The organism is Empedobacter sp. UBA3239, from assembly GCF_002362875.1.
Taxonomy (GTDB): domain Bacteria; phylum Bacteroidota; class Bacteroidia; order Flavobacteriales; family Weeksellaceae; genus Empedobacter; species Empedobacter falsenii_B.
On sequence record NZ_DEVJ01000048.1, the window covers coordinates 25519 to 38978 of the forward strand.

Genomic DNA, 13460 nt, shown 5'->3' on the forward strand with positions numbered 1-13460 from the left:
AAATTGAAGGATATTATTTTAAATAATATCCTTCATAAAACTATCTATTAAAAATTGTTACTTTACAACAACTTTAGAAGTTGTTTGGTTTGTTCTTATAAGGTAAATACCTTTTGGTAAATTTGTTTGAATAGAATTTTGACCTATTTTTAAATCACCTTGTTTTAACGTTCGTCCATTGATATCTAAAATTTGATAAGGAGATTTTTCTTTTGTATCAACTATAAATGTTCCATTATTAGGATTTGGATAAAGCTTTAATTTATCTAATTTCACTTCATTTGTACTTAAAAGACAAGCATAATTTGAATAATCCACTAAACCTAATGCAGAATTATCTGGTTTATGAAGAATAACATTTTCTACTCTTTCATCTGTTAGAATAGGATCCCAGCAATTACCTTGCGCCTTTATATTATTGGCCGAATTATTATACAATGCATAATCTGCACCTGTGTTTCCGTTGTTTTCGAAAACATTGTATCCATTGGTCATATCTATATTGGTTCCGTTACCGATAATTGTAATTCCCCAAAGGTTTCCTTTTATTGTATTTCCTTTTATTGTTACAGATGTTTGCGGTGTTGTTGCTGTTTGAGAAATAGAAATTCCACTACCTCCTAAATTTGGTAGATTTTCAGTATTATTATTTTCGATAATGTTTCCAATAATATTTCCTCCAGCAGTAACGCCTGTAATTGTAATTCCATAACGATTGTCTTTTATCGTATTATGTTCTATTTGAGCAAAACTAACCACACTCAATAAACTAGAAACAGAAATTCCACCAACGCGTGTATTTGCTCTATTTCCTATAATTGTATTATTTTTAATAATTGTTGTTTGATTTTCTCCACTTGGGCCCATATTAATTTGCGGACGATTAGAGTTTTCTTTATTATTATCTTCTAAATAATTATTTTCGAAAATTAAAGCCACTGACTGATTCGCTCCAGAACCTACTACAGGTGTAATATTGTGTTTAAAAACACAATTCTTAATAACTGGATTTCCTCTTGAAAAATTAATCGCGCCACCAGTTGCAGCACCTGCATTTTGATAAGAAACTTCTGAATTATTCATTGTAAAAGATTCATTTAAAGAACGAATTCCTCCTCCATAAAACATTTTAAAATTATTAAAATTGGAAATAGCACCTTCTTCTAATCTAATTCCTTTAAAATATGTTGTTCCTGGATTATCGGAAGTAAACAAAACTTCTTTAGGAGCATTAATTTCAATTTTTCCTGCTACCGTAATTAATTTTCCATCTGTAATAATCAATTTATAATCAGTATCAGATAAGAAAGTATCTTTTGCTGAAATTGTTAAATCATTTGTCAATAAATAACTATTTGATTCTTGATCGAATGTTATTTGATCTGTTAAAGCATCAAGATCTGCTATTCGATATGTTTTTCCATCGTTTGGTGTTGCATATTGGGCAAAAATTATCTGCCCTAGTAATGCTAAGGAAAGCGTAAGTTTTTTCTTCATAAATTCACTAAGTATTAATTAATATTGAAATTAATAACTAAAAATTAATATACAAAGAGAATAGTGTTAAAACGATTTCAAAAAAAATAGTCCTCAAAAAATGAGGACTATTTATATGAAATTATAAATTATTTCTTAATGAGCTGGTACGAAACGCTCTCTTGCATCTTGCAATAATTTTTCTGCTTCTGCTTTATCACCGTACCCTTCAATTGTTGTTGTTTTATTTTCTAAGTCTTTATAAACTCTGAAAAAGTGCTCAACTTCTTTCAATGTATGAGGATTCATATCAGTGATGTTTTCTAATTGGTTCCATGTTGGATCAGCAACTGGTACACAAATTAATTTTTCATCTTGTCCTTTGTCATCAGACATTTTAAGAACACCGATTGTTTTTACTTCGATTACACATCCAGGAACAGTAGGTTCTGTTAAGAAAACTAATACGTCAATTGGATCTCCGTCTAATCCTAATGTATTTTCTACGAAACCGTAATCAGCTGGGTAGAACATTGGAGAGTATAAAACACGATCAAAACGGATTCTTCCTGTTTCGTGATCCATTTCATATTTATTGCGAGATCCTCTTGGGATTTCAATGATTGCATCAAAAGTCATTGTAATATTCTTTTTTTTATTATGTATTTTCTAAAAATTCCAATCTAAACCGATTGTGATGCCAAATTTACGAACATCTGGCAAATTATTATAATTTCCGCGCCAATTAAAATCAACACGTATTGGTCTAATGTTTCCAAAACCAATGTTTTCGATCCCAAACCCGTATTCGTAGTAGATTTGTTGATTTGGTGCAAAATATTCTATTGTCGAACGATTAATAGCTTTACTTTTCTCCGAAATGTCTCCGTAAGCCGCTCTCAAGAATCCTACTTCTCTTAATTTTAATTTTTTGATTAACGGAACTTTGTTCAAAATCCAACCGTTAAAATGATGTTCCCAGTTCATCGTTACATATTCGTCTGTTACAAATTCATAATAATCTAATTGTGAAAATGTACCATAAACTTGTCCGTAACTCTCATTTCCAGGTAACGCACTCATTAATGATAAAGGAACACCTTGAAATGTTTTTCCAGCTTCAACTGTCATTAATGATTTACCAAAAGATCCAATCAAAATTGGTTGTGTATATAAAAATTGTAATTTATCGTATTCAAAATCTGAATTAATAACGCCTTTCAATCCTTTTGTATAGCGCAACATTAACGTGGGTGCAAGTGTTGTCATTTCGTAACGATCAATCCCGTATTGCGAATATTTTGCACCTGGACGAGCAATTACCGAAACACTTACACTTGAGTTTGTTAAAGTTTCTTTAATCTGACCATTTTTTTCATAACCAATCGAGAAATGTTCTGTATCTGCTGGTTTGATTAATTGATAATTTCCATCAACACGAAACGTTACATTTTTCCAAGGTTCAATCGATGTATACACATTTGTCAAATTATTATTACTCAAAAATGTATTATCTCCTTGATTGATGATTGATGACGAAGCAAAACTACGGGTCATAATTCCATCAGAAGCCGTTAACGTTGCAGCCAATTGTTCTACATCACGTTTTGTTCCGATACCGACTTGAAAACGATTATATTTATTGAACATGTAACGAAAATCTGCTCCATATTTGAATTTATCATCTCGAAAACCATATGCCAAGAAACCTTGCGCACGCCACATATCATTTTGCGAAAAATATGTACGAGCTCCAGCTCTCAAACGGAATCCTTCGATTTGGTTGTATCCAAAAGATGAATATAAATTCCCGATATCAATTGCATTTCCGACATTGTAATATCCAGAACCAAAAATCTCGATTGCTTTCACAATATTATTGAATTTTGGTACTTTATTTAATTGCTCTAATGTTTCGTAAATACCTTCTTGATCTTTCGTTAAAGCTTCAGGACGATTTTCTGTCCAAAACTGATTATCTTTTTCGTTAAGCGCAGCTTTTGCTGGATCTAATTTCTCGTAATAAAAAGCTTCGGGATGTGTTGTATCGAAATCGTAATTGTAATAATTCACCGTTTTATGCGCAAAAATTCCTTTCGCACTTTCCTTTTTACTCAACAACGACATATCCAACATCGCATATTCTTTTTTCGGATAGAAAATAGAATCGTTTGGAATATCATATTCTAGATTCATGAAAATATTACGCACAAAATTCACGTTCATTTCTTTCGTCGTTTCCATCACAACCTCTTTCACCGCATAAGCATCTTTCGAAATATATAATTCTCCTTTAAATGTCAATTCACCTTCGCGACGTGGATAATATTTGATTCGATAAGATTCTATTCCATCTACATCAATAGTATCTTTCAATTCGTAATCATAAACCGCGAAACCATCTGTAGCAATTGGACTCACAAATTTAATATCTAAAATATTGACACGATTATCATAAATATCAATATCACGGAAAAGATTTTTTACCGTAGAAGCCACCACTTCATTTTTCTCGAAACCTGATGTTTTATTTGCAATTAATTCTCGACGTTCTTTTGTAGAAGGTTTATTAATTCCTGCAACATTGTAAATTGACTCATTCAAGAAAGCTGGTAAATATGTTTTTCCATTAATAGAAGAAGTATCTACTTTCTCGAAAACAAACTCCATTCCTTTAAAAATCTTACGTTTCATAAAAGTAGAATCGATATTACTAATATCAAATTGCAACTTTTCGTATTCATCATATTGGTAATGTGGTGCTAATTTTAGCCCATTTTTCTTTTTACGTTTCCATACTTCACGCAAAATAGCATAAGCTGGATTTTCTTTCTTTTTAAGACGTTTTTTCTTTGCTGAAACAACCGCAGTTTGTAAATCTACCGTTCCGTCATCTTCTTCTGAAGTATTGTCTTCTGCTAAAAATAATTGAGCAATAAAATTATAATCAATTTTATTTTCAATTACATAATCAGACGTTTCATATCCATTTTTTGATACGACAATTTTATTTGTATTCGAACTAGATTCGATATAAAAAGTGCCATCAGAGTTTGATGTTGCACTTACTTTAAGTTCTGGTAAACGAATATCTGCGTAAGGAATAGGCTTCTGAGTTTCAGAATCGATTACCTTTCCTTGAATTTTTACTTGCGCGTGCACAGACGCTAAAACAACTATAAAAAAAGCTGTTATATAACTTTTCATCAATAAGATTTGGTTAAAAAAAAATAAAGTCTAGCAAAATGTATGCTAGACTTTACAAATATAGTTTATAAATCTTAATTATTTATACATCACAGCTTTTACAGCTTCAACTACATCTTTTGCATTAGGAATCCAAGTCTCATACAAGTTTGGAGCATAAGGCGCTGATGTATCTTTTGTTGTGATACGTTTGATTGGTGCATCTAAATAATCGAATGCTTTTTGTTGAACCATATACGTAATTTCTGAAGCAACTGAAGCGAAAGGCCAAGCTTCTTCTAAAACTACTAAACGATTTGTTTTCTTAACAGATTTGAAAATTGTATCGTAATCTAATGGACGAACTGTACGTAAGTCAATTACTTCTACAGAAATTCCTTCTTTAGCTAATTCATCAGCAGCAATGTAAGCTTGCTTAATGATTTTCCCGAAAGAAACTAACGTTACATCTGTACCTTCACGTTTGATTTCTGCTTTACCAATTTCGATTGTGTATTCTTCATCTGGCATTTCCATTTTATCTCCATACATCTGTTCAGATTCCATGAAAATTACTGGATCGTTATCACGAATTGCAGATTTTAATAAACCTTTTGCATCATAAGGATTTGAAGGAACAATTACTTTAAGACCTGGTACATTTGCATACCAATTCTCAAAAGCTTGTGAGTGTGTTGCACCTAATTGTCCTGCAGAAGCAGTAGGTCCTCTAAATACAATTGGACAGTTGAATTGTCCTCCTGACATTTGATAAATTTTTGCAGCGTTATTGATAATTTGGTCAATAGACACTAATGAGAAGTTGAATGTCATGTATTCTACGATTGGGCGACATCCCGTCATTGTAGATCCAATTGCGATTCCAGAAAAACCAGCCTCTGCGATTGGCGCATCAATTACACGTTCTGCTCCAAATTCGTCTAACATTCCTTTCGAAGCTTTGTACGCTCCGTTGTATTCTGCTACTTCTTCTCCAATTAAAAATATAGATTCATCGCGACGCATTTCTTCACTCATTGCCTCTGCGATTACTTCTCTAAATGTTTTTATAGCCATTTTATGCGATTTCGTTCTTTATTATATTTTTTCCTAAAGCAAATGTAATAAAAAACTTGCGAATTATTTAAAACGAATTCATTCAATAAAAAATCCCAAAATAATCTAAAGTTATTTTGGGATCGAAAAATAGTTGAAAAAGAATGTAATCTCTGTTTTTAGAACCAGCCTTTGTGACCTTTTACATAAGTTTCATCAAACTCTTCATCAGATTTTGTTAAATACATAATTCCTTCGATTAATCCAATAAGTCCTCCTGCTCCACATGTCACAAGACCAATAATTAATTGAATAACACCTTCTTTAGTGTAGCCTAAATAAAATTTGTGAACTCCTAAAGTTCCTAATACTATCGCTAAAATTCCGGCAATAAGTTTTTTCTCTGATTTGTACGGTTGATTGTTTTCCATAATTTTTAAAGTTTAACTAAATAATTGTTTTTGTTGGTTACAAATTTAATTTGTCCATCTTTCTTAAAAATCACTAGATATAATGATTTTGAATATTGTACAAATAAAATAAATCTGATCTTAATTTAAGGTTAACGATTTAACAATCTACTTTTTATAAAATCAATTGCTTTTCTTTACATTTGCATAAAATGGTGCTCAACGAGTGAGTTAAAAGGGAATTTGGTTCAATTCCAAAACTGTCCCCGCAACTGTAAATTCTAACATACTTTTTGTAAAAGAATAAGTCAGGAAACCTGCCATTGCTAACAAATTAATAGAAAATGTTTTCGGAGGAAAAACAGATTTTAATATGAAAAAACTTTTTCTTTGTTTTAATCTTATCGCTGGAATTGCTTTTGCACAGACGGATACCATCAATTTGAAACCTTTGATTTTGAACGATGCTTTTCTTAAAAATCATTACAAATCTCAAAGTATTATCAAACTTAATGATAGTATTTTAGAGCAAAATCCTAATCAACTGACGCAAGTTTTACAAGAGCAAACGCCAATTTATTTTAAAGAAAATGGACGAGGAATGGTTTCTTCACCTTCGTTTCGAGGAACTTTAGCTTCGCACACAGCCGTAATTTGGAACGGAATTAATGTCAATTCGCAAACAACAGGACAAACGGATTTTAATTTATTTGCAAGTAATTCGTTTGACGGAATTTTAGTGAAACCAGGCGGCGGAAGTATTGCGTATGGAACAGGTTCTATCGGCGGTACAATTCATTTGTTGAATAAATTTGAGTATGACAAAGGTTTACAGCAAAAAATAAATTTAGGATACGGAAGTTACGATACATGGTCGGGAAAATATCAATTGAAATATAGTACAGAAAAATTTAGTTCTTCAATCGATTACGAACGAAATCAATCTGATAATGATTATAAAATTCCGAATCACATGAAGAAGAATTTGAATGGAAAATATTATTTCAATACAATTAATGGAAATTTTGGCTATAAAATTAATCCTGAAAACGAATTGAAACTTTATTCAATGTTCAATTTTGGAAAGCGCGAATTTCCTTTGGTTGACATTGGTTCAACGCCTTCTGGATACGAAAATCAGGATTACCGTTTGATGACAGAATGGAATTTCAATCCAAATGAAAAGTGGCAATCGCAGTTAAAATTGGCATATATCCGAGAAGAAAACAGTTATTTCAACAATATTCACAAATCTTATTCGGACGATTTACAGGTGGATAATTATGTTTTAAAATATTATCTGAATCATCAATTGACTAATAATTTCGAGCTTTCATTTTTATCTGAAGCTAATTATAATCAAGGAAGTGGAAATAATTTGAATAAAAGCGATCAAAACTCAATCAATTTTGCCTTAATCGCGAAGCATAAATTATCAGATGTTTTGGAATACGAAGCGAGTATTCGTCAAGATTTTTCTGATACGTACCAAAATCCATTTATTTATTCATTGGGTTTTAATTTTCGTCCGATTCATTCGTATCAATTGAGAGGAAATGTTTCGAAAAATTTCAGAAATCCAACCTACAATGATTTATTTTGGAAAACTGGTGGAAATCCAGATTTGAAATCAGAATCAGCTTATCAATTTGAACTTGGAAATGATTTTATCAACAAAAATTTAAACATTCAAACCAATATTTTTTATAATAAGTTGAGTGATATGATTCAATGGATTCCGAGTTCGCAAAACACTTCTTATTGGGTTCCTGTGAACATCAACAAAGCTGAAACCTATGGTTTTGAAATAATTGGAAGCTACAAATGGAATGCATTTAGTTTCAATACAACTTATGCATACACCAAAACAAAAGATAAATTTAAAAATAAGGAATTGATGTATTCCCCAAATCATAAATGGACGGCGAGCGCACAATACACTTACAAACGTTTATCTGCTTTTGTACAAAATATTTATACAAGTAAAGTTTTTACCGATTCGGAAGAAGAAAGAACACTTGATGGTTTTTGGCTAACGAATTTAGGTTTAAATTATACGATTTCACCACTTTATAGCGTTTCTATGAGTGTGAATAATGTGTTTAATCAAGAATATCAAACGCAAGAAAATCGTTGGCAACCCGGCACAAATTATAACATACAAATACAAATAAAATTTTAAAAAACTATGACTAAATTTAAATCAATCGCACTTATAGCCTTGGCAGGAGTATTTTTACAATCTTGTTCAAATGACGATGATGGGCCAAATAATGATCCTGAAAAAGGAAACTACTCGAAAGGAGTTTTTATTTTGAATGAAGGAGGTTTCAATTCAGCTAACGCAGAAATCACTTATTTTGATCCAACAAAAGATGTAAGTACAACAAATCCTATTCAAGAAATTTTCAAGACTGCGAACGCTGGTGCACAATTGGGTTCTGTAGGACAAAGCATGTATTTCAAAGGAAACAAAGCTTATATTGTTCTTAATGTTTCTAATAAAGTAGAAGTTGTAGACAACACAACTTTCAAAAAAATTAGTACAATTCCATCATCAGATAATATGAGCAACCCTCGTTATATCGTTTCTGATGATCAATTTTTGTATATCTCAAACTGGGGAGATCCTTATGTAACGACAGATGATTTTATTGCAAAATACAAAATCAGTGATTTAACATTTGTAGAAAAATATAAAGTAGATGAAGGTCCAGAAAAAATGATTCTTGACAATAACAAACTTTATGTTGCACAAAAAGGTGGTTGGGGAACAGGTAAAACAGTTACAATTATTGACCTTAAAACAAATGATAAAAAAAGTATAAATGTTGGTGATGTTCCGACAGATTTAACAATTCAAAACGGAAATTTATTTGTGCTTTCTCAAGGTGTTAATTGGGGAACTACTACAAAAGGAAAATTGGTTCGTTATAATTTAACTTCAGAAGATAAATTAGAAATGAATTTTCCTGATGGACAACATCCTAATTTCTTAGTTGCGGAGAATAGTAAATTGTACTACATCGTTAATAATTCTGTTTATTCTATGGCTACAAATGCAACTGCATTACCTACAAAAGCAGATTATATAACAGGTGCTGATAATGTTTATGGATTTAATGTAAAAGGTGATACTTTTTACGTTTTAGATTCTAAAGATAATAAATCGAGTGGGCGATTATTAATTCAGAATGCACAAGGTGGTCTTAAAAATCCAGCAATTACAACTGGTATTTTACCAAACTCAGTTTACATCAAATAATATTTCCTGAAAAATCAACATAAAAAAATCTGAAGTTTAAACTTCAGATTTTTTTATGTTTTTTAATTTGAAAATTGTTTGCGAATTAAATACTACAATCGCGAGTAAAATCAAACTATAACCGATCATTTGCATAAGCGAAACAGCTTCTTTATAATAGAAAATTGCCAAAACAAAATTCATAATTGGATTCAAATAAATTAAAATTCCAACGGTTGAAGAATCAATTCCTTTTAAGGCAAAATTGTTTAAGAACATAGGAATAATGGTGAACAAAACTACAATCATCATAATACATTGATAAAAAATAGTTTCGGTCGGAATCGGTCCTGAAAAAATAAAAACCAATGGTAACATCAGAATAGCTACAATTAATAATTGCGTCATCAACAAATTAAAACTATCAAAAACATTCAAACTTCTCTGAATGATGATATACAGCGCAAATGTACACGCAACAATCAAACTATAAATCAAGTCAATCAAATGACCTATAGAAAGAACCAAACATGCTAAAAGACTAATACCAACTGCTATCCATTTTATTTTGGTTAAATGTTCTTTCAGAATAATGAAAGCCAAAACGGTTGTAATAATCGGGCAAACCAAGTACGATAGCGACGCGGCTTGCACACTAATATGATTCATGACAATAATAAACATCAACCAATTTGTCATCAAAATCAACGATCCGCCAACAATTAAGCTTCCTAATTTTTTCTGTTTCTTTTTATCAAATGATTTGAATAAATCAAAATCAGCTTTCATCTTATTGCGTCGAAATCCAACATTAATGACCACTAAAAAGAAAACCGAAACGTACAATCTAAAAAATAGAATATCCAAAGGTGGATAACCTGCAATTGGTTTCAATCCGAAACTGAAAAATCCCCACATAAAGTAGGTTACAATGGCTGCAATGATATATTTTGATTGATTCATAAAAGAGGCATCAATTTGTACAAATGTATCGAATATCCAATTTGGAAATGATTATTTTTGCCTTAAATTTTATAGAAATGGAAAATCTTTTTACAGACGAATATTTTATGCGAATCGCCTTTAACGAAGCGGTTACAGCTTTCGAGCGAGACGAAATTCCAGTTGGAGCTGTGATTGTTTGCAACAACAAAATTATCGCGAAAGCGCATAATTTAACCGAAACGTTGACTGATGTTACAGCGCACGCAGAAATGCAAGCCATTACGTCTGCAGCAAATTATTTAGGTGGAAAGTACTTACAAGATTGTACATTGTATGTAACCTTAGAACCTTGTGTAATGTGCGGCGGGGCATTGTATTGGAGCCAAATCTCGAAAGTGGTTTATGGTGCTTCGGATGAAAAACGCGGTTTTAAAGCAAAAATTGGCGAATTACATCCAAAAACTGAAATTGTTTCGGGAATTATGGAAGATGAATGTGGTCTATTAATGAAAGAATTTTTTCAACGTAAGCGTTAAATTGATTTCAAAATCGATAAAACTTCGTCATAATTTTCTATAAAAGCCATGTGTCCACCATCAAATTTATACAAATGAATATTAGGTAAATCTGGAATTAAGGTTAAAAATAATTCAGGATTAACTGTTTCATCATTCATTCCAACAATGATATAAATTCCACCTTTAAAATCATACAAAATCGACGAACGATCTGGACGCTCTCGCATTCCTTTCAAAGCTGCACAAACGCCTTCGATTGGAGTTTCTAAAGCAATTTCTTTTACAAATTTCAACTCATCTTTGAATTGATCACGATGATGCGCCGCAAATAAAGCTGGCATACTAAAACTCACCAAAGCATTGAAATTTTTACGAGCAGTTTCACACGCTTTCAAACGTTGATTTTTCTTCGCTTCATCATCTGGCAAAGTCGAAGAGTTGATTAAAACAATATTTTCTACACGCTCTGGAAAAAGTTCAGCTAACGCACAAGCCACATAACCACCCATCGAATGCCCAATAAAAGTTGCTTTTTCTAGATTTAATTCATCCAAAACTATAATCACTTTTTCAGCCATTTCTTCCATCGTATTCACCTCTTGCGAATTTTCAGAATTTCCATGCCCAGGTAAATCAATTGTAATAATTTGCACTTCTTTCTCAAGATTTTTTCGTAAATTATTCCAAATTAAATGACTCTCTAAGAAACCGTGTAAAAACACCAAGGGTTTACCGTTTCCTGTATTTTCGTAAAACAACATATAGTTTGGTTCAGAATTTGTAATTAACTAATGCACAAATTTACAATAATGAAAAAATATAGTCCCATAATAATACTATCAATAGCTATTGGTGCTATTATCATTTATTGTATGACAAGTAATCAAACAATATCAATAGGAGAAACGACTCAAAAAGTAGTCAAAAAAGATTCTTCTTTTCAAGAAATTGCTTTTGCTTCTCCAAAGACTATGAATAATTCTGAATTGAAATTAATTCATGGAAAAGGCGAATTTGAGATTGAAAAAGAAGCGAAAGAACAACAAACTTTTAGTTTTAGGAATGATTCTTCTTCCTCTGTTTTTATTCAAATTATTCCTCAAAATAAACTCGGAAACATCAGAATTAATCAACTTATCTCTCCAAATAACGAGAAAGATGGTCCTTTTGGACAAGAAATCAATTATGATTTAACCGAAAAAGGCTTGTATCAAATCCGAATTGGCGAAAGTTTGATGCAAGGAGATACATTTGAAGGAAAATATACCTTGAAATTGCAGTTAAAATAGTTACTTTTACAACAGAATTTTTCTGTTATGAAATGGACTTTTATCGCTTTTATTACATTGATTACGCTTTATAGTTGCGAAGACAAATCTACGCCAACCATTTATCCAAGCAAGATTGGAGTTGATTCTGCGTACAAAGATTTGGTAAAAAAAGATAAACCAACAACAGAAGATGTAATGAAAGAAGAAGTCGTGAAAACAACTTCACATCAGAAAAAAGTTACTGCAAAACCTCAACAAAAAATTGTGTCTAACATAGATAAAATTGTTCCTTTAAGTGCTAATAATACTACCGAAAATCTTGAAGTAAGTTATGCTAAAGCTAAAGCAGAACCTAATAAAATAGCAGGACAAACAAATACTTTTACCTTTAATGCAGATTCTGCTAAAAAAGTTTGGATCAAAATTTCTGCTCAAGATTCTACAGCGAATATTAGAATTAATCACATCAAAGGACCTGCGGATTCTATAAAAGGTGGTCCTTTTGGCAAAGAAACCATTTTCGAATTGCCTGCGCGTGGCGTGTATCAATTCTCGATTTCGGAGAAACCAACAAACTCAAAACCATACGCTGGGAAATATAAAGTGGAATTGAAATTATTGTGGAAATAAATCTATTTGTAATAGATTTTGTAGTTAAGTGAATGATTTTTCAGAATATCTTGTTTAATCATTTCACCATTAATTTCATAATATAAATCAACTGGTTGTTTCGTATTTATCAAATCAAAATAACCATTTCCTTCGGGGCAAAAAGGATTTTCGTAGGAAGTTTCTAATCCAATGAAATAATTTTTCACCTCTAAAGGGTTAAGTTTTAAATGAATCGGAAAAATATATTTTCCTTGATAATCTTTATCCACTTCAAACCATTTTTCTTCAATCAAACTTTGTTTATCCTCAATCGATTTTAGAATCATTGGTTTGAAATAATAATATTCGTTGCAATAATTTTTCTTTTTCACTTTTGATTCAAACAAAATTTCAATTGCGACAATTTCAATTTCTTTCTCGTTTGGAAGTAATAAATTCGAAAATATTTTAAGTCCGAAACTTGTGTTATCCGTTAATCGAACCACTTGTTTAAACTTTGGACGAAATTGTTTGTAATTGGAATAATTCACTACCTCAACTTGATTGAGATTAATCGTATCCAACTTTTGAGCAAAACTCATCACAGAAAGTAAGAAAAGAATTAGAAACTTCATTTTATAAAAATAGAAAAAAATTTCAGTAAATGATTTTCTCAATTCATCCTAAAAAATCAACAATTCGTAAACGTATATTTATACAAGTCTTTTGATAACTTCTTTTGAGAATGATTAACAAATGGTTA

Annotated in this window: 13 protein-coding genes and 1 riboswitch; of the genes, 5 read left to right on the forward strand and 8 right to left on the reverse strand. The window is 31.2% G+C overall.

The window, feature by feature from the left end; genetic code table 11:
* Window positions 1–57: 57 nt before the first annotated feature.
* The 5 genes from B4G36_RS06785 to B4G36_RS06805 all read right to left on the reverse strand — a co-directional run bounded on the left by B4G36_RS06785 (window position 58) and on the right by B4G36_RS06805 (window position 6149).
* Window positions 58–1497 carry a T9SS type A sorting domain-containing protein gene (locus B4G36_RS06785; RefSeq protein WP_291062898.1) on the reverse strand — a complete coding sequence of 480 codons (1440 nt, stop codon included), beginning with the start codon at window positions 1495–1497 and terminating at the stop codon, window positions 58–60.
* A gap of 135 nt (window positions 1498–1632) precedes the next feature.
* A complete protein-coding gene (locus B4G36_RS06790; RefSeq protein ID WP_291047917.1) occupies window positions 1633–2115 on the reverse strand; it encodes an inorganic diphosphatase in 483 nt (160 codons plus the stop codon).
* 30 nt (window positions 2116–2145) lie between these two features.
* The gene (locus tag B4G36_RS06795; RefSeq protein WP_291062900.1) at window positions 2146–4683 is read right to left on the reverse strand and encodes a DUF5686 family protein; all 2538 of its coding nucleotides are present in this window, start codon (window positions 4681–4683) and stop codon (window positions 2146–2148) included.
* 78 nt (window positions 4684–4761) lie between these two features.
* Window positions 4762–5739 (reverse strand): pyruvate dehydrogenase complex E1 component subunit beta, encoded by a 978-nt coding sequence (locus B4G36_RS06800; RefSeq protein WP_114998120.1) that lies wholly within the window; start codon window positions 5737–5739, stop codon window positions 4762–4764.
* A 158-nt stretch (window positions 5740–5897) separates the two neighbouring features.
* Window positions 5898–6149: a TM2 domain-containing protein gene (locus B4G36_RS06805; protein ID WP_125349960.1), complete on the reverse strand. Its 252-nt coding sequence runs from the start codon at window positions 6147–6149 to the stop codon at window positions 5898–5900.
* A gap of 175 nt (window positions 6150–6324) precedes the next feature.
* A riboswitch (cobalamin riboswitch) is annotated at window positions 6325–6467 on the forward strand.
* 34 nt (window positions 6468–6501) lie between these two features.
* Here B4G36_RS06805 and B4G36_RS06810 point away from each other — a divergent pair.
* Together B4G36_RS06810 and B4G36_RS06815 are read left to right on the forward strand one after the other, a co-directional pair.
* The gene (locus tag B4G36_RS06810) at window positions 6502–8310 is read left to right on the forward strand and encodes a TonB-dependent receptor plug domain-containing protein (RefSeq protein WP_291062903.1); all 1809 of its coding nucleotides are present in this window, start codon (window positions 6502–6504) and stop codon (window positions 8308–8310) included.
* 6 nt (window positions 8311–8316) lie between these two features.
* The gene (locus B4G36_RS06815) at window positions 8317–9393 is read left to right on the forward strand and encodes a DUF5074 domain-containing protein (protein WP_291062905.1); all 1077 of its coding nucleotides are present in this window, start codon (window positions 8317–8319) and stop codon (window positions 9391–9393) included.
* A 36-nt stretch (window positions 9394–9429) separates the two neighbouring features.
* Here B4G36_RS06815 and B4G36_RS06820 read toward each other — a convergent pair whose 3' ends face one another.
* Window positions 9430–10335 (reverse strand): EamA family transporter, encoded by a 906-nt coding sequence (locus B4G36_RS06820; RefSeq protein ID WP_291062907.1) that lies wholly within the window; start codon window positions 10333–10335, stop codon window positions 9430–9432.
* 77 nt (window positions 10336–10412) lie between these two features.
* Here B4G36_RS06820 and B4G36_RS06825 point away from each other — a divergent pair, with 77 nt between their 5' ends.
* Window positions 10413–10853, forward strand: coding sequence for a nucleoside deaminase (locus tag B4G36_RS06825; protein WP_291062909.1), 441 nt, complete (start codon window positions 10413–10415; stop codon window positions 10851–10853).
* On the opposite strand, the gene B4G36_RS06830 is transcribed toward B4G36_RS06825, so the two are convergent.
* Complete coding sequence (locus B4G36_RS06830) at window positions 10850–11596, reverse strand: alpha/beta fold hydrolase (RefSeq protein ID WP_286495276.1); 747 nt, start codon at window positions 11594–11596, stop codon at window positions 10850–10852. The two genes, B4G36_RS06825 and B4G36_RS06830, sit on opposite strands and share 4 nt — an antisense overlap.
* Before the next feature lie 48 nt (window positions 11597–11644).
* Here B4G36_RS06830 and B4G36_RS06835 point away from each other — a divergent pair, with 48 nt between their 5' ends.
* Together B4G36_RS06835 and B4G36_RS06840 are read left to right on the forward strand one after the other, a co-directional pair.
* Window positions 11645–12124 carry a hypothetical protein gene (locus B4G36_RS06835; protein ID WP_286495277.1) on the forward strand — a complete coding sequence of 160 codons (480 nt, stop codon included), beginning with the start codon at window positions 11645–11647 and terminating at the stop codon, window positions 12122–12124.
* A 27-nt stretch (window positions 12125–12151) separates the two neighbouring features.
* Window positions 12152–12736, forward strand: a complete 585-nt coding sequence (locus tag B4G36_RS06840; protein WP_286495278.1) for a hypothetical protein — start codon at window positions 12152–12154, stop codon at window positions 12734–12736.
* 2 nt (window positions 12737–12738) lie between these two features.
* On the opposite strand, the gene B4G36_RS06845 is transcribed toward B4G36_RS06840, so the two are convergent.
* Window positions 12739–13332: a hypothetical protein gene (locus B4G36_RS06845; RefSeq protein WP_291062912.1), complete on the reverse strand. Its 594-nt coding sequence runs from the start codon at window positions 13330–13332 to the stop codon at window positions 12739–12741.
* Between the last annotated feature and the right edge of the window lie 128 nt (window positions 13333–13460).